Source organism: Streptomyces sp. NPDC001093, from assembly GCF_040298985.1.
GTDB lineage: Bacteria > Actinomycetota > Actinomycetes > Streptomycetales > Streptomycetaceae > Streptomyces.
This window is the reverse complement of the sequence record NZ_JBEPBF010000074.1, coordinates 32,585-48,220: the sequence shown is the minus strand read 5'-3', so window position 1 is coordinate 48,220 and position 15,636 is coordinate 32,585. Positions and strand designations below refer to the sequence as shown.

The 15,636-nt window shown below is 72.2% G+C and carries 16 protein-coding genes and 1 pseudogene; 12 read left to right on the top strand and 5 right to left on the bottom strand.

All coding sequences use genetic code 11. The features are described 5' to 3' along the window. Positions 1-113: 113 nt before the first annotated feature. From ABT288_RS30320 to ABT288_RS30300, 5 genes and pseudogenes are all read left to right on the top strand, one after another. Positions 114-323: pseudogene (locus ABT288_RS30320) on the top strand (replication initiator); the annotation flags it as partial. 21 nt (positions 324-344) lie between these two features. Then, positions 345-545 carry a hypothetical protein gene (locus ABT288_RS30315; protein WP_351614335.1) on the top strand — a complete coding sequence of 67 codons (201 nt, stop codon included), beginning with the start codon at positions 345-347 and terminating at the stop codon, positions 543-545. A gap of 511 nt (positions 546-1,056) precedes the next feature. Continuing rightward, positions 1,057-1,233 (top strand): hypothetical protein, encoded by a 177-nt coding sequence (locus ABT288_RS30310; RefSeq protein ID WP_351614333.1) that lies wholly within the window; start codon positions 1,057-1,059, stop codon positions 1,231-1,233. A gap of 56 nt (positions 1,234-1,289) precedes the next feature. Continuing rightward, on the top strand, positions 1,290-2,180 hold the full coding sequence (locus tag ABT288_RS30305) for an NAD(P)-dependent oxidoreductase (protein ID WP_351614331.1): 891 nt from the start codon (positions 1,290-1,292) through the stop codon (positions 2,178-2,180). 55 nt (positions 2,181-2,235) lie between these two features. Further along, positions 2,236-2,511 carry a DUF1876 domain-containing protein gene (locus ABT288_RS30300; RefSeq protein WP_351614330.1) on the top strand — a complete coding sequence of 92 codons (276 nt, stop codon included), beginning with the start codon at positions 2,236-2,238 and terminating at the stop codon, positions 2,509-2,511. A 37-nt stretch (positions 2,512-2,548) separates the two neighbouring features. Here ABT288_RS30300 and ABT288_RS30295 read toward each other — a convergent pair whose 3' ends face one another. From ABT288_RS30295 to ABT288_RS30285, 3 genes are all read right to left on the bottom strand, one after another. Next, a complete protein-coding gene (locus ABT288_RS30295; protein ID WP_351614327.1) occupies positions 2,549-3,709 on the bottom strand; it encodes a serine hydrolase domain-containing protein in 1,161 nt (386 codons plus the stop codon). A gap of 83 nt (positions 3,710-3,792) precedes the next feature. Further along, a complete protein-coding gene (locus ABT288_RS30290) occupies positions 3,793-4,239 on the bottom strand; it encodes an organic hydroperoxide resistance protein (RefSeq protein WP_351614326.1) in 447 nt (148 codons plus the stop codon). A gap of 106 nt (positions 4,240-4,345) precedes the next feature. Beyond that, positions 4,346-4,807, bottom strand: coding sequence for a MarR family winged helix-turn-helix transcriptional regulator (locus tag ABT288_RS30285; protein WP_351614323.1), 462 nt, complete (start codon positions 4,805-4,807; stop codon positions 4,346-4,348). A 288-nt stretch (positions 4,808-5,095) separates the two neighbouring features. Between ABT288_RS30285 and ABT288_RS30280 the strand changes: the two genes are divergently transcribed. Further along, entirely contained in the window at positions 5,096-5,434 is a 339-nt protein-coding gene (locus ABT288_RS30280; RefSeq protein WP_351614321.1) for an SsgA family sporulation/cell division regulator, read from the top strand. Here the strand turns inward: ABT288_RS30280 and ABT288_RS30275 are convergent, their stop codons facing one another. Both ABT288_RS30275 and ABT288_RS30270 read right to left on the bottom strand, forming a co-directional pair. Continuing rightward, positions 5,435-7,105 (bottom strand): penicillin-binding transpeptidase domain-containing protein, encoded by a 1,671-nt coding sequence (locus ABT288_RS30275; protein WP_351614319.1) that lies wholly within the window; start codon positions 7,103-7,105, stop codon positions 5,435-5,437. 244 nt (positions 7,106-7,349) lie between these two features. Then, positions 7,350-9,098: a dolichyl-phosphate-mannose--protein mannosyltransferase gene (locus ABT288_RS30270; protein WP_351614317.1), complete on the bottom strand. Its 1,749-nt coding sequence runs from the start codon at positions 9,096-9,098 to the stop codon at positions 7,350-7,352. 124 nt (positions 9,099-9,222) lie between these two features. Here ABT288_RS30270 and rsmI point away from each other — a divergent pair, with 124 nt between their 5' ends. From rsmI to ABT288_RS30240, 6 genes are all read left to right on the top strand, one after another. Continuing rightward, on the top strand, positions 9,223-10,086 hold the full coding sequence (rsmI, locus tag ABT288_RS30265) for a 16S rRNA (cytidine(1402)-2'-O)-methyltransferase (RefSeq protein ID WP_351614314.1): 864 nt from the start codon (positions 9,223-9,225) through the stop codon (positions 10,084-10,086). Between the two features lie 352 nt (positions 10,087-10,438). After that, entirely contained in the window at positions 10,439-10,867 is a 429-nt protein-coding gene (locus ABT288_RS30260; RefSeq protein WP_351614311.1) for a hypothetical protein, read from the top strand. 47 nt (positions 10,868-10,914) lie between these two features. After that, positions 10,915-11,811: a TatD family hydrolase gene (locus tag ABT288_RS30255; protein ID WP_351614308.1), complete on the top strand. Its 897-nt coding sequence runs from the start codon at positions 10,915-10,917 to the stop codon at positions 11,809-11,811. A gap of 188 nt (positions 11,812-11,999) precedes the next feature. Further along, positions 12,000-13,589, top strand: a complete 1,590-nt coding sequence (locus ABT288_RS30250; RefSeq protein ID WP_351614305.1) for a resuscitation-promoting factor — start codon at positions 12,000-12,002, stop codon at positions 13,587-13,589. Positions 13,590-13,734: 145 nt separating this feature from the next. Beyond that, complete coding sequence (rsmA, locus tag ABT288_RS30245; RefSeq protein WP_351614302.1) at positions 13,735-14,709, top strand: 16S rRNA (adenine(1518)-N(6)/adenine(1519)-N(6))-dimethyltransferase RsmA; 975 nt, start codon at positions 13,735-13,737, stop codon at positions 14,707-14,709. After that, complete coding sequence (locus ABT288_RS30240) at positions 14,706-15,599, top strand: 4-(cytidine 5'-diphospho)-2-C-methyl-D-erythritol kinase (RefSeq protein WP_351614299.1); 894 nt, start codon at positions 14,706-14,708, stop codon at positions 15,597-15,599. The genes rsmA and ABT288_RS30240 overlap by 4 nt, the downstream gene beginning before the upstream one ends. Positions 15,600-15,636: the final 37 nt, after the last annotated feature.

The window sequence follows — 15,636 nt, the reverse complement described above, 5'->3', positions numbered from 1 at the left end:
CCGCCCTGGTCACGTCGGCAGCCCGCCGATGAACTCCCCATGTGGCCGACGGCCTGATCGATCCCGGTGAAACCGACATGCGGCCACGGGGATGATGTCCTCGCCGTGACGGCGGCACTTGCGGACACGGACGCTCCCTCGGTTGCGGGGCCATACATGCCCCGGACGCTGCGGCCGTCGGCCAACCGCTCTGCCCCGACTGCTACGACTACATGGGCCACGTGCCGTGGCACGCGCACGCCACCCAGCTGTGGGACCGCTTCGTCATCGACGTCCGGCGGCGCCTGGCCTCCTCGGTCGGCCTTGCGTGGACTGTTCGATGACCTGGGCCTGGAGAAGGGCTGATGGGCGACAGTCGGGTCGGCGGGGACATCGGCACGCTGCGCACGATGTCCGACACGTACAAGAACGCCAAGGACAAGCTGGACGGCGTGGTGAAGCCGTTGACGCAAGTCGTCGACAAGCCGGCCACCGACGCGAGCTGTTTCGTACGACTCAAGGACGACGTCTGGCATGGCCTCAAGAGCTTCACGAGCATCCTCTGACACTGCTGCTTCCCGAAACCCGGTTCAGGTCCCGTCCCTGCCGGGGCTCGGCACCTCCTGGCACAAGCGCGGAGCGCGCTACTGGCTGCGCCGGGTCTTCACGGGGCTTCTCTGGCTCGCTGTGCTCGCCTTTGTCGGCTACATCGTGGTCCGGCTCTACCAGTCGTTCCGAGTCGACCTGCCGTCCACTGTGCGCCTGGTGTGGGACTGCGCGCAGGTGGCCCTGGCCTGCGTGGCCCTGGCCTGGGGATGGGTGGCAGCACGCCGACGGGCACGAGAACGCGCTCCTGAACCCGCCCACGCCGACCGAGACCCGTGCAGCACGACGTGCCCCGGCCGGCCGCAATGTGGGGCCGGCCCTGGCCGGACGCGTCCTCTGGCTGGTCGTGATGCCCGTCATGCCCGCGGTGTTCGCGTACGACGTCGGCGAGTTCCTCGTCGTCCTGACCGTTCGCGAATCCGCCGCCGAAGCAGGCGCTCGCCGTCGGCTGGAGAAGCACCCCTCCGCAACATGACGACGAGCACACCGGTTGTTGTCCACGTAATCGTGGGCCGGCTCGACACGGAGCTGAAGCCGTTCGGCGATGTCCCGGCAGATGTGTTCCTGCCGGTCGACTCCGGTCCGATCTTCGTCCTTGGCCTGCGAGATACGGCAGTGGATCGAGGGTTGATGATGCACGCCGGGTAGTCGGGTAGTTGCCAGTGAGAAGCGCTGGGCAGCAATGGGACGACAGGGAGCCGTCAATGACCGACAAACCGACCGTCAGTGTTCTGGGCACCGGCATCATGGGGGCCGCGATGGCCCGCAACCTGTGCCGTGCCGGGCTGGGCGTGCGCGTCTGGAACCGCACCCGTGAGAAGGCCGAGCCGCTCGCCGCCGACGGCGCACGGATCGCCGGCACACCCGCGGAGGCCGTCGAGGGCGCCGACGTCGTCCTGACGATGCTGTACGACGGCAACACCGTCCTGGACGTCATGCGCGAGGCCGCACCGGCGCTGCGGCCCGGCACGGTGTGGGCGCAGTGCACCACCGCCGGGATCGACCTGGTAACCGACCTGGCCGCCTTCGCCGGCGAGCACGGACTCGTCTTCTACGACGCACCCGTCCTCGGTACCAGGCAGCCCGCCGAGGCCGGTCAGCTGACCGTGCTGGCCGCCGGGCCGGAGGAGGGGCGGCGGACGGTCGCGCCCGTCTTCGACGCGGTCGGCGCCAAGACCGTGTGGACCGGGGCCGACGGCGGCGCGGGCAGCGCCAGCCGGCTGAAGCTGGTCGCCAACAGCTGGGTGCTGGCGGCCACCGCGGCGGCCGGCGAGGTACTCGCCCTCTCCCGGGCCCTCGGCGTGGATCCGCAGGGTTTCTTCGACCTCATCGAGGGCGGTCCGCTCGACATGGGGTACCTGCGCGCGAAGTCCGCGCTGGTGCTCGACGGCAGGCTGACCCCGCCGTCGTTCGCGGTGGCCACCGCGGAGAAGGACGCCCGGCTCATCGTCCAGGCGGGGGAGCGGGGCGGGGTACGGCTCGACGTCGCCGCCGCGGCCGCGGAACGGTTCGCCCGCGCCGCCGCCCAGGGGCACGCGGACGAGGACATGGCCGCCGCGTACTTCGCCAGCTTCGAGGACGAGGCGTCGACATGACGGGCCGGGGTGCCGGGGCGCACCCTGGAAGCAAGGGTTTTCGGAGGTGATCGTCATGATGCACACCACTGTGGGATGGCACGTCGAGCTGGAGTTCAAGGAGGATGATCAGCACACGAAGGCGGCGGCCCTGGTGCGCTTGCCCGACGGAAGCGAGGTGCGGGCGCACGGCCACGCGACCCGGCACCGCGTCGACGCCAACCAGCCCAGGGTCGGCGAGGAGATAGCCGGCGCACGTGCCCTCAACGAACTGGCCATGCAGTTGCTGACCAAGGCCCACGACGAGATCGACGCGGCGTCCGGGCGCACCTCGCACACGATCAACGTCTGACACCGCCGTACACGGCGCGCACGGCGCACGGCGCGCCCTATGCGAGCGCCGTGCGCACCGCCCGTACCAGCGCCTGCGCCCGCGGGTCCGCCGTCACGCCCTTCCGGAAGCCGTTGGTGACATAGCCGAAGGCGATGCCGGTCTCCGGGTCGGCGAACGCGAGGGGGCCGCCCCGGCCCGGGTGGCCGAAGGAAGTGGGGGAGAGCAGCGGGGACGCGGCGCCGTGCAGCATGTAGCCGAGGCCGAACCGGGTGCCGACCACCAGGACCCGGTCCGGTCCCGCGGACTGCTCGGCGCGCGCCAGTTCCCTCGTCTCCGGGGTGAACAGCCGGCTCCCGCCGTCCACCTCGCCGATGAGCGAGGCGTAGATGCGGGCCAGCCCGTCGGCGGTGGCGATGCCGTTGGAGGCGGGCAGGGCGGCCGCGCGGTAGGCGGGGTCGTTCTCGTCGGGCAGCGGGGTGATCGCGGCGAAAGCGCGCCGGGTCAGCGAGTCCGGGTCGGCGTAGGCCTCGGCCACCGCGCGCTTGGGGCGGGTCCTCAGGCCGCCGACGGCCTCGGGCGCCTCGACCGGTCCGACGCGTCCCACGCGCGCGTGCTCCGACTCCGGCAGGCCGAGCCACAGCTCCGCGCCGACGGGACGCGCGATCTCGTCCGCGATCCACGCGCCGGCCGGCCGGCCGGTGATCCGCCGGATCAGCTCGCCGGTGAGCCAGCTGTAGGTCTGGGCGTGGTAGCCGTGGTCCGTGCCCGGCTCCCACACCGGCGCCTGCGCGGCGATCACCGCGGCGCCCAGGTCGGGGTCGGCGGCCTCGGCGGGGGTCAGCGGGCGGTCCAGCACGGGCACGCCGGCGCGGTGGGCGAGGAGGTGCCGGACGAGGGTGTGCTCCTTGCCGGCCGCCTTGTACTCGGGCCAGTACGTGCCGACGGGGGCGTCCAGGTCCAGCTCGCCACGCTGGTGCAGGAGCAGCAGCGCGGCGGCGGCGACGCCCTTGGTGGCGGAGTGCACGATCTGCGCGGTGCCGGGCTCCCAGGGCGCCGTACCGTCCACATCCCTGGTGCCGGCCCACAGGTCGACGACCTTGTGCCCGTCGCGGTACACGGCGACGGCCGCGCCGCGCTCCCCGAGCAGCGCGAAGTTCGCTGCGAACGCCTCCCTGACCGGCTCGAAGCCCTCGGCCACTGCGCCGTTCACGTCCACGCCCGCCCGTCCTTTCGATCACTGTCCATCGCCTGCGACAGTGCGTGCAACGCCGGCTGTGCGCCTGTGATTCCTCGGTGGGATCAGCCCAGCAGGATCGTTACATCGATGTTGCCGCGCGTGGCGTTGGAGTACGGGCAGACCTCGTGCGCCGCGTCCACCAGCCGGGCCGCCATGTCCGGGTCCAGCACGGGCAGGGAGACGCTGAGGGCGACCGCGAGGCCGTAGCCGCGGTGCCTGTTCGGGCCGATGCCGACCTTGGCAGCCACCGTGGAGCCGGTCAGGTCGTAGCCCTCGCGGTTGCCGACCAGGATCAGCGCGTTGTGGAAACAGGAGCTGTAGCCGGCCGCGAACAGCTGTTCCGGGTTGGTGCCGTTGCCGTCGCCCCCCAGCTCGGGAGGCATCGCGACCTTCAGCTCGATCCGGCCGTCCTGGCTGGTGACGTAACCGTCGCGGCCGCCGTGGGCGGTGGCCTCGGCGACGTACATGATCTTCGTCGGACGGGTGTCGACAGCGGTGTCCTCGGTCATGGCCGGCCTCCCCCGGAACAAGTGGCGCACAAGTACATCGCGCACAAGGTACTGGCTGGTAGGTCAGCAGCGGGCGCCAGGGGTGGCAACCGCGGGTAACCCGAGATCAGCGGTCGGCCGCCGCGTCGGCGCGCTCGGTGAGGCTCCACAACGCCTCACGCAACCGCGCGACCTCCTGCGCGCCGAGGCCCGTAGTGGTGAGGAGCGCGCCGGGTACGCGCGTCGCGCGCTCCCTGAGTTCCTCACCGCGCCCCGTGCACGCGACGAGCACCGAGCGCTCGTCGCCGGCCGCGCGCTCCCTGCGCACCAGACCCGCCCCCTCCAGCCGCTTCAGCAACGGCGAGACGGTCCCGTAGTCCAGGCGCAGGGCGCACGCCAGTTCCTTCACGCTGGTCTCGCCGCGCTCCCACAGCACCAGGAGCACGAGGTACTGCGGGTAGGTGAGTCCGAGGTCGTCCAGAAGCGGACGGTATGCGGCGGTCACCGCCCGCTGCGCGGCGTACAGCGCGAAGCACAGCTGGTCGTCCAGCAGCAGCGACCCTTCGGTGGCGCGGTCCTCGTTCGTCACGCGCCCATTGTCACGGACTCCGGATCGGGCGCGGCTCCAGGGCGCATGCGAGGAGATCGACCCCGCCACCCACGGCGCGCGCAGGGAGGTGCGCGCCGTCATGGGCGCCGTGGGCGCTCCACACGGGCGCCGGAGCGTCCGCCAGTGCGCCGTTCACGCGCAACGCGAGCCGCTACCCCAGGCCGCGCACGCCACCTCGCCGTGGCGCAAAACGGAAAATATGGGACATTGGAGAAGAAAAGGAAGCCTGGCTTCCGTATCGGTGACTCAGCGTGAAAGGTCTGTCCGATGTCTGTGGTCGAGCAGTACGCACGCGCCCATATCGTCACGGACGAGGAGGACCCGGGGGCCGTACCGGTGGTGCTGCGGTACGACCCCGATTCCGATCCACGGTCGGTCCGGGTCGGCCTGCCGGGCCCGCACGAATGGACCTTCTCGCGCGCGCTGCTCGAACGAGGTCTGCGGGCACCGGTGGAGAGCGGCGCGGTACGGGTGTGGCCGTGCGGACGCGTTCAGGCCGTTGTCGAGTTCCACTCCGACAACGGTGTCGAGGTGGTCCAGTTCGATTCGAAGGCGCTGGTGAGATTTCTGCGCCGGACGTACACGGCGGAGCCGGTACGGACCTGATCAGCCGCCCATCTTCAGCAGGGCCGCCACGATCGGCCCGGCCGTGTCGCCACCATGGCCGCCCGCCTGGACCACACCCGCGGCGGCGAGATCGCCCTTGTAGGCGGTGAACCAGCCGTTCGGCTTCTTCTGCCCGTCGACCTCGGCCGAGCCCGTCTTGGCGCCGTAGTCGCCGCTCATGCCCGCCATCGCCTTGGCCGCCGTGCCGTAGTCCGCCGTGAACCGCATGACGTCCTTCAGTTGGGACTGCGTGGTCGCGGACATGGTGCGCGCGGCCTTCGCCAGCGTGCGGTTGTCCACCGAGGGGGACACCAGGTACGGCTGGTGGAAGGCGCCCGACTCCACCGTGGCCGCCACCGACGCCATGTTCAGCGGGTTCATGCGCACGCCGCCCTGCCCGATCAGCGAGGCGCCCATCTGCGCGCCGCTCTGCACCGGGACGGAGCCGTCGAAGGACGGGACGCCGATGGCCCAGTTGTCCATGGAGAGGCCGTAGACCTGCTGCGCCTCCTTCGTCAGGTCGCCGGCGGACAGCTTCGGCGCGAAGTCGATGAAGGCGTTGTTGCAGGAGGCTCCGAAGCTCTGCTTGAACGTGCCCTTCTTGATCTCGGAGTCGCCGTCGTTGTGGAACGTCCAGCCGGCCAGCTTGTACGTCTTGGGGCACGGGTGCGAGGCGTCCGGCGTGATGAGCTTCTTCTCGAACAGCATCGTCGACGTCACGATCTTCATCGTGGAGCCGGGCGCGAGGGAGCCCTGGAAGCCGACGTTGAAGCCGTGGTCCGTGTTGGCGACCGCGAGGATCTCGCCGGTCGAGGGCCGTACGACGACCACGGACGCCCGTGCCTGCTTGGCCACCTGCTGCTCGGCCGCCGCCTGGAAGGTGGGGCTCAGCGTCGTCTTCACCGTGCCCGGCGTGCCCTTGCTCAGCTCCACCAGCGTCTTGTCGGACATGCCGGCCTTCTGCGAGGCCTTGCCGCGTACCACGCGCAGCTCGATGCCGGCCTTGCCGCCCGCCGTCTTGCCGTACTTCTGCCGCAGCCCGTCCAACACCGCGCCCAGCGACGGGTACTTGGCGGTCGTCAGCTCGCCGCCGTCACGGTCCAGCGCCTTGACCGGCGGGGTGCCGGACTCGCCGGTGACGAGCGTGTCGCCGTCCCTGAGGTCCGGTTGGACGACCGCGGAGTGCCAGTCGACCACCGGCGCGCCGTCGCTCGCCCGGCGCACCACGGTGAGCGAACTGCCGTACGCCAGCGGCTTGCCGAGGTTCTGGTACGACACCGTCGCCTTGACGGAGAACGGCACCTTGGCGCCCGTGGGCGTGCCGGCGGTGAGCGTGACGCCCTTCAGGTGGGCGTCCTTGGTGAAGCCGGTCAGCAGCCCGGTCGCGGCGGTGGCGTCGTCGGTGGCTGCGGCCGCCTCGCCGATCCTGCCCTGCTGCCACGCGGTGAGGAAGCGGGTGGAGGCCGTGCGGACCTCGGCGGCGCTGAGCGGTCCGGTCTTGACGTTCTTGTGGCCGGCCGAGGCGGACGTTCGCTCGTCGGCGGCCGCACCGTCGTTGGTCAGCGCGTAGACGGCGAACCCGGCGCCGCCGACGACCAGGGCGATCACCCCGCCGATCACGGCGGGCCCGGTCGTCCTCCGTCGCTCGGCGACGTGCCTTCTCTTGCCCACAGCCTCAGTTCCTCCGTGTCTTCCCCGGGGTCCCCGTAGCCCTCACACTCCCCAACGACGGCACTCACCTTAAGGTCCCCGCCTCGGAGGGTGATCCCGGAGGCGAATCCGTAGCACGCTTGCGACAATCAGCCCGGGCGAGCGCCCCGGCACACGCGCGTGCACGAACGCCCCCCACGCGCGCGTGGGGGACAGCGGCCCGCGCCAGCAAGCTGCCGGCCGGTCTCGACGGAGCTTCGCCCGGCTAGACCCAGGTGTCCAGCCACATCCGCGACCGCCAGGAGTCGATCGGGATCGCGGTGCCCGTGTACAGGGGCCAGAAGTAGATGAAGTTCCAGGCGATCAGCAGGACCAGGACGCCCGCCGCCGACGCGCCGATCAGGCGGCGGGTGTCGGAGGAGCCCGGTGGGCCGACGATCGCACCGATCAGCATCGCCACCGCCAGGCACAGGAACGGCAGGAAGACGACCGCGTAGAAGAGGAAGATCGTCCGCTCCTGGTACAGGAACCACGGCAGATACCCCGCCGCGATCCCGCACGCGACGGCACCGGCCCGCCAGTCCCGGCGGAACGCCCACCGCCACAGCACGTACAGGATCGCGAAACAGGCAGCCCACCACAGCAGCGGAGTGCCGATCGCCAGCACCTCACGGGCGCACTTCTCGCCCGCGTTCGCCGGACAGCCGTCGGCGCCGGGGTTCGGGGACTCGTAGAAGTACGACACCGGGCGGCCCAGCACGATCCAGCTCCACGGGTTGGACTGGTAGGTGTGCGGGGAGGTCAGGCCGACGTGGAACTTGTAGACCTCGTGCTCGTAGTGCCACAGGCTGCGCAGCCAGTCCGGCAGGAAGGTCCAGCTGCCGCCCCTGCCGTCGGTGGCCGCCCAGTTGCGGAAGTAGCCGCCGGTGCCGTCCGTCGGAGAGAGGATCCAGCCGGTCCAGGAGGCCAGGTAGACGGCGATCGCCACCGGAACCGTCGCCAGGAAGGCGATGCCCGTGTCGTACTTCAGCGCCGCCGCGTACGGGTGCTGCGCGCCGGCGGTCCTGCGGGCGCCCACGTCCCACAGCACCGCCATCACACAGAACGCCACCAGGATGTACAGGCCGTTCCACTTGGTGGCGATGGCCAGGCCCAGCATCAGCCCGGCCGCCCAGCGCCAGGGACGCAGGCCGAAGCGGAACGTATCGGCGACATGCTCGTCCGGGCGGACGCGGCCGTCGGCGTCCACGGGCAGGGCCGCGGCCAGCCTCTCCCGTGACCGGTCCCGGTCGAGGACCAGGCAGCCGAAAGCGGCCACCACGAAGAACATCAGCACGCCGTCGAGCAGCGCGGTCCGGCTCATCACGAAGTGCAGGCCGTCCACCGCCATCAGGGCGCCCGCGAGGCAGCCGAGGAAGGTCGAGCGGAACAGGCGGCGCCCGATCCGGCACAGCAGCAGGACGGAGAGCGTGCCCAGCAGCGCGGTCATGAACCGCCAGCCGAACGGGTCGAACCCGAACATCAGCTCGCCGAGCCCGATGACGTACTTGCCGACCGGCGGATGCACGACGTACGCCGCGTCCGTGGGGATCGCGAGATGGCCATGCGTCTGCAGCACCAGGTCGTTGGCGTTCTTGTCCCAGTTGACCTCGTACCCGCGGTGGACGAGCGCCCAGGCGTCCTTGGCGTAGTACGTCTCGTCGAATATCACCGCGCGCGGGCTGCCCAGGTTCCAGAACCGCGTCAGGCCCGCCATCAGCGTCACCAGCAGCGGACCGCCCCAGCCCGCCCAGCGGGTGATCCGGTCGGCGAGGACCGGTGGCACGCCGAGCACCTGCCACAGCCGGGGGGCCGGCTCGGCGTACGGCGGCACCAGCCGGTCGCGTACGCCGCCCGAGGGCGCGTTCCCTGCCGGTACGTACCCGAATCGGCGCAGCCGCTGCTGCCACGACGGTCGCTGGTCGTGCGGCGCCTGGCCCTGCCGGAGGTCCATGGAGGACGCGGTACTGGTCACCCGCGCCATGGTAGGGAACCGTTCTGTGCGAGTCCCGTGCATGTGGGGTACCGGTCGGGATGCGGTCGTCCTTCCGCCGTCATCGTCGGCGGGGCTGTCAGTGGTTCCTGCGAGGATGGGGAGCGTGACTGGAACCCTTGTCCTCGCAGGTACCCCCATCGGCGACATCGCGGACGCGCCGCCCCGGCTGGCCGAGGAGCTCGCCGGCGCCGACGTGGTCGCCGCCGAGGACACCCGGCGGCTGCGCTGGCTCACCCAGGCCCTCGGCGTCACGCCCAAGGGCCGCGTCGTGTCGTACTTCGAGGGCAACGAGTCCGCCCGTACGCCGGAGCTGGTCGAGGAGCTGCTCGGCGGCGCGCGCGTGCTGCTCGTGACCGACGCCGGGATGCCGTCCGTCTCCGACCCGGGCTACCGGCTGGTCGCGGCCGCCGTGGCGAAGGACATCCGGGTCACCGCCGTACCGGGGCCGTCCGCCGTGCTGACCGCGCTCGCGCTGTCCGGGCTGCCCGTCGACCGTTTCTGCTTCGAGGGCTTCCTGCCGCGCAAGGCAGGCGAGCGCCTCTCCCGGCTCCGGGAGGTCGCCGCCGAGCGGCGCACGCTGGTCTACTTCGAGGCCCCGCACCGGCTCGACGACACCCTTGCCGCCATGGCCGAGGTCTTCGGCGCGGACCGGCGGGCGGCCGTGTGCCGGGAGCTGACCAAGACGTACGAGGAGGTACGGCGCGGCCCGCTGGCCGAGCTGGCGCGATGGGCCGCGGAGGGGGTCCGCGGGGAGATCACCGTGGTGGTCGAGGGGGCGCCGGAGGCCGGGCCGGAGGAACTCGACGCGCAGGAACTCGTGCGCCGGGTACGCGCGCGTGAGGAGGCGGGCGAGCGGCGCAAGGAGGCGATCGCGGCGGTGGCCGTGGAGGCGGGGGTGCCGAAGCGGGTGGTTTTCGATGCGGTGGTTGCAGCGAAGAGCTCCGACGGGGGAGCCGGGGCCCGGTAGCGCCGCCGGGCCGGGGATTCGTGGCGGGGTGCGGGAGCGTCGTGGCGGGTCGCGCCCACGCGGCGGAGCCGCAGGTCGATACGGGCCCGCGCCCCTCGGGCGCTGCCCCGGCCCGCGTCGACAACCCCTCTGAGCAGGGCTGTTCTCGGGTGAGCGAGTGGGCCATGGGACGGCAAAGGGCTGTCGCCGATGGCAAAGGGAAACGGGGCCGGTCGGGGGCTTTTCTGCAAGGAAGACTCAAATCGCCTCCAACACTCGACAGCCCTGGTGCGTTCGCGCTGGTGAAGGCGTCCACTGGTTGAAGAGACGCCCCGTTTGCGGGGCCTTTGTCCAGCGGACAAGAGGAGCTGGCATGAGCGAGATCGCAGGGCGGACCGGCCTCCGTGGCACGCCCACAGCCGTCGTTCACGAGTCGTATTCGTTCGCCTGTATGCGATGCGGGCACGGCTGGGAGCAGTCGTACGAGATAGAGCACCACGTGGACGCCGACGGGCACGAGTTCGTGCGGTACGTGGCCGACGGCGGGGTCGTGCCGTCGCCGCTGAGCCGGCCCAGCTGCCACAACTGCGACGGCCACGTCGTGCGGATCATGCGCGCGGGCCAGGTCTCGTCGGTGCGCGGCACCGCCGAGCGGCACCACGCCGTGCCGCAGGCGGGCCCGGTCGAGGCGCCCGTGGTGCCCGCGGAGACGGGGGAGCCCGCGAAGCCCGGGGAGTCCGGGGAGCCGCACCACTGGCACCTGTCCGATCTCCTGCACCCGTTCCATCGCAAGGCCGGCTGAGCGGATCGCCTGCCGGTGCGGGCATGCCCCTTTCGTAGGATCGGGGCATGCCTTCGAACGCCGGCCAGACCTCCAAGGGCGACAAGAACGCCGCACCGCCGCTTCCGCCGCCGCTGCGGGTTCCGGTCGCCGACTCGCACACCCACCTCGACATGCAGTCCGGCACGGTCGCGGACGGCCTCGCGAAGGCCGCGTCGGTGGGAGTGACGACGGTCGTGCAGGTCGGCTGCGACCTCAAGGGCTCGCAGTGGGCCGCCGAGATCGCCGCTACCCACGACAGTGTCCACGCCACCGTCGCCCTCCACCCCAACGAGGCCCCGCGCCTCGTGCACGGCGACCCCGACGGCTGGTCGCGGCAGGGCGCCCGGGAGCCGGGCGGTCAGGCGGCGCTGGACGAGGCGCTCGCGGAGATCGACCGGCTCGCCGGGCTGCCCCAGGTGAGGGGCGTCGGCGAGACGGGCCTGGACTACTTCCGCACCGGCCCCCAGGGCAAGGCGGCCCAGGAGCGGTCCTTCCGCGCCCACATCGAGATCGCCAAGCGGCACGGCAAGGCGCTCGTCATCCACGACCGGGACGCGCACGCCGACGTCCTGCGCGTCCTGAAGGAGGAGGGCGCCCCCGAGCGCACCGTCTTCCACTGCTACTCCGGCGACGCCGAGATGGCGGAGATCTGCGCCCGTGAGGGCTACTTCATGTCCTTCGCCGGCAACGTCACCTTCAAGAACGCCCAGAACCTCCGGGACGCGCTCGCCGTCGCCCCGCTGGAGCTGGTCCTCGTGGAGACCGACGCGCCCTTCCTGACCCCGGCGCCGTACCGCGGGCGCCCCAACGCGCCGTACCTGATCCCCGTCACGGTGCGCGCGATGGCCGCCGTGCGCGGCATCGACGAGGACGCGCTGGCGACGGCCCTCGCCGTCAACACCGCCCGCGCCTTCGGCTACTGAGGCTGCTGAGACTCATGTGTCTCCAGTTCTGAGTCTGCATCTGCTGTTCTGCTGAGTCGCCTGTTCGGGCACTGGGCGCGCGCTCGACGGGCAACAGTGCGTAGCCGTGCCGCTTTGGAGAGTGACGACCGCTCCGCTAGGTTCTGGGGGCCCGATCCGGACCCCTCTGCCCTCTGGAGCGTGTCGGCGTGAGCAAGTCGCAGTACGAGGCGTTCGAGGCCTACGAGCCGTACTGGCCGTACGAAACGTTCGAGCCCTACGGCTCGTACGGGCCATACGGGCCATACGAGCCGTACGGCACCGACACCTCCGTGCACACGGCGGAGACCCTGTCGTACGGCGGGTACGGGCCATACGGACCGTACGGCCCCTATGAGCTGTACGAGGACACCTACCGGCCCGCATACGAGGCGCAGGCCCATTTCGTCGCCGATCCGGTGCTGCCGCGGCAGGGCGGGAGCGGCGTGCCATGGGCCGGGAGCGCGCAGGATGCCGGTGGTGCGGGAGGCCCGCAGGCCGGCGGGGACATGCAGGCCGCCGGGGGCACGCAGACCGCCGGGGGCGCGGCGGGCGTCGCCGGTGCGCCGGGCGTGCTCGGCGAGGAAGGGGAGTGCGGCGCCGGGGTGTCCGCCGGTGTGAGCGGGCGGGCCGATCGCCGGCGCAAGGCGCGCTGCGCCGAGCGCCCGGAGTCCGCCGTGCGCCGCCTGCTGCCGCAGGCGCTGGTCGTGGCCTTCCTCGCCGGCGGCACCACCGCGTTCGTCGCCAAGGACAAGGCGGTCGAGCTGACCGTCGAGGGCAAGCAGCGCACCCTCCACACCTTCGCCGACGACGTGCGCGGGCTGCTCGCCGAGGAGGGCGTGCGGGTGGGGGCGCACGACATGGTCGCGCCCGCCCCCGGCAAGGCGCTCACCAGCGGTGACGCGGTCGCCGTGCGCTACGGGCGCCCCGTCCGGCTCACCCTCGACGGCCAGCGGCGCGAAGTGTGGACGACGGCGCACACGGTGGCAGGCGCGCTGGACGAGCTGGGAGTGCGCGCCGAGGGCGCATACCTGTCCGCCTCCGGCTCCCAGACCATCGGACGCGCCGGGCTCGCCCTCGACGTACGCACCGAGCGCGCCGTCACGATCATGGCCGACGGCCGGAGTCGGACCATCCGCACCAACGCGGCCACCGTCCGCGAGGCCGTCGAGGAGGCCGGGATCGGCCTGCAGGGCCAGGACACCACCTCCGTCCCGCTGGACAGCTTCCCGCGCGACGGGCAGACGGTGACCGTGCTCCGGATCAAGGGCTCCCGGGAGGTCCGCGAGGAAGAGATCCCGTTCGATGTCGAGCGCACCGACGACCCCTCCCTCTTCAAGGGCACCGAGGTCGTCACGCAGGTCGGACAGCCCGGGCTGCGCCGCGACACCTATCTGCTGCGCATCGTCAACGGGGTCCGGGAGAAGCCGCGCCGGGAGAAGTCCGAGGTCGTGCGCAAGCCGCGCAAGCAGGTGGTGAAGGTGGGCACCAAGGCGCGGCCGACCTCCGTGAAGGGCGCCGACCACCTGAACTGGCACGGCCTCGCCGCCTGCGAGTCCGGCGGCCGCCCGCACGCGGTCGACCCCTCCGGGACGTTCGGCGGGCTCTACCAGTTCGACATCGGCACCTGGCACGCCCTCGGCGGCAGCGGCCGGCCCCAGGACGCCCCGGTGGAGGAACAGACCTTCCGCGCGAAGAAGCTGTACACGCGCCGGGGGTCCACGCCCTGGCCGAGTTGCGGGGCACGGTTGCACGGCTGACGCGGGGTTCACGGCTGAGCGGGGGCGGTCCCCGGGCCGCGGGCCGTCTGCCGGGTGCGGGCCCCGTGGGGCTGCGACACCGTGCCGGGCCTCGGCACCGGGACGCCTGGCGATCCGGCCGGGCGGGCCCCCGTACCCTTGTCCCGTGAGCAGCCCCACCCCCGACGCCCTCCTCGGTCCCGCCGACATCCGTGAGCTGGCGGCAGCGCTCGGTGTCCGTCCCACCAAGCAGCGCGGCCAGAACTTCGTGATCGACGCCAACACGGTGCGCCGTATCGTCCGCACCGCCGAGGTCCGCCCCGACGACGTGGTCGTCGAGGTCGGCCCGGGGCTCGGCTCCCTCACGCTCGCGCTGCTGGAGGCCGCCGACCGGGTCACCGCCGTCGAGATCGACGACGTGCTCGCCGCGGCCCTGCCCACGACCATCGGGGCGCGCATGCCGGCGCGCGCCGACCGGTTCGAGCTCGTCCACTCCGACGCGATGCACGTCACCGAACTCCCCGGCCCCCCGCCGACGGCGCTGGTGGCGAACCTCCCCTACAACGTCGCCGTGCCCGTGCTGCTGCACATGCTCGACACCTTCCCGAGCATCGAGCGCACCCTCGTCATGGTGCAGTCCGAGGTCGCCGACCGGCTGGCCGCCGCGCCCGGCTCGAAGGTGTACGGCGTGCCGTCCGTGAAGGCGAACTGGTACGCCGAGGTGAAGCGGGCCGGGGCCATCGGCCGCAACGTCTTCTGGCCCGCGCCGAACGTCGACAGCGGGCTGGTCTCCCTCGTCCGGCGGGCCGAGCCGGTCAGGACGACCGCCTCCAAGGCCCAGGTCTTCGCCGTCGTCGACGCGGCCTTCGCGCAGCGCCGCAAGACCCTGCGGGCGGCACTGGCCGGCTGGGCCGGGTCCGCCGCTGCCGCCGAGGCCGCCCTGGTCGCGGCCGGGGTCTCGCCGCGGGCGCGCGGCGAGTCGCTGACGGTGGAGGAGTTCGCGCGGATCGCCGAGCACAAGGACGCGCGGATCGCCGAGCACAAGGACGCGCGGATCGCCGAGCACAAGGACGCGCGGATCGCCGAACCCGACGAGCACAAGGACGCGGGTATCACCGAGCACGAGGAGAGCGGCACGTGAGCGTCACGGTACGCGTCCCGGCCAAGGTCAACGTCCAGCTGGCGGTCGGCGCCGCCCGCCCCGACGGGTTCCACGACCTCGCCAACGTCTTCCTCGCCGTCGGCCTCCACGACGAGGTGACGGTGACCCCGGCCGAGGAACTCCGGGTCACCTGCGAGGGCCCGGACGCCGACCAGGTCCCCCTGGACCGCACCAACCTCGCCGCGCGCGCCGCGATCGCCCTCGCCGCGCGCCGGGGCATCGAGCCGAACGTCCACATCCACATCGCCAAGGACATCCCGGTCGCGGGCGGCATGGCGGGCGGCAGCGCGGACGGCGCGGGCGCGCTGCTCGCCTGCAACACGCTGTGGGGTACGGCGGCGTCGCGGGCCGAGCTTCTCGCCATCTGCGCCGAACTGGGCAGCGACGTGCCGTTCAGTCTGGTCGGGGGCGCGGCTCTCGGCATCGGGCGGGGCGAGCAACTGACCGCCCTCGAGGTCGGCGGCACCTTCCACTGGGTGTTCGCGATGGCCGAGCGGGGCTTGTCGACTCCGGCGGTCTTCCGGGAGTTCGACCGGCTGGCGGAGGGCCGGGAGATTGCCGAGCCGGTGGCCTCGGCGGAGTTGCTGGAGGCGCTGGCGCAGGGGGACGTGGAGGCGCTGGCCGCTGCTGTGTCGAACGACCTCCAGCCCGCCGCCCTGTCCCTGTTCCCGGAGCTGGCGGACACGCTGGAGTCGGGGCGCGGGGCGGGGGCGGCTGCCGCGCTGGTCTCCGGTTCCGGGCCTACGACGGCCTTCCTCGCGCATGATGCCGAGACGGCGGAGAAGGTGGCGGAGGTGCTGCGGGCGTCGGGGACGTGCAAGGCGGTGCGGACGGCAGTGGGGCCGGTGGCGGGGGCAACGGTCGTCTGACGGGCTTCGGAGGGCGCCGACGGCGGTCCACCGGCTC

Coding starts and splice junctions, on each gene's coding strand:
- ABT288_RS30315 (WP_351614335.1), top strand. CDS start 345: ATGGGCGACAGTCGGGTCGGCGGGGACATCGGCACGCTGCGCACGATG.
- ABT288_RS30290 (WP_351614326.1), bottom strand. CDS start 4,239: ATGACCGAGGACACCGCTGTCGACACCCGTCCGACGAAGATCATGTAC.
- ABT288_RS30255 (WP_351614308.1), top strand. CDS start 10,915: ATGCCTTCGAACGCCGGCCAGACCTCCAAGGGCGACAAGAACGCCGCA.
- ABT288_RS30300 (WP_351614330.1), top strand. CDS start 2,236: ATGATGCACACCACTGTGGGATGGCACGTCGAGCTGGAGTTCAAGGAG.
- ABT288_RS30305 (WP_351614331.1), top strand. CDS start 1,290: ATGACCGACAAACCGACCGTCAGTGTTCTGGGCACCGGCATCATGGGG.
- ABT288_RS30280 (WP_351614321.1), top strand. CDS start 5,096: ATGTCTGTGGTCGAGCAGTACGCACGCGCCCATATCGTCACGGACGAG.
- ABT288_RS30310 (WP_351614333.1), top strand. CDS start 1,057: ATGACGACGAGCACACCGGTTGTTGTCCACGTAATCGTGGGCCGGCTC.
- ABT288_RS30260 (WP_351614311.1), top strand. CDS start 10,439: ATGAGCGAGATCGCAGGGCGGACCGGCCTCCGTGGCACGCCCACAGCC.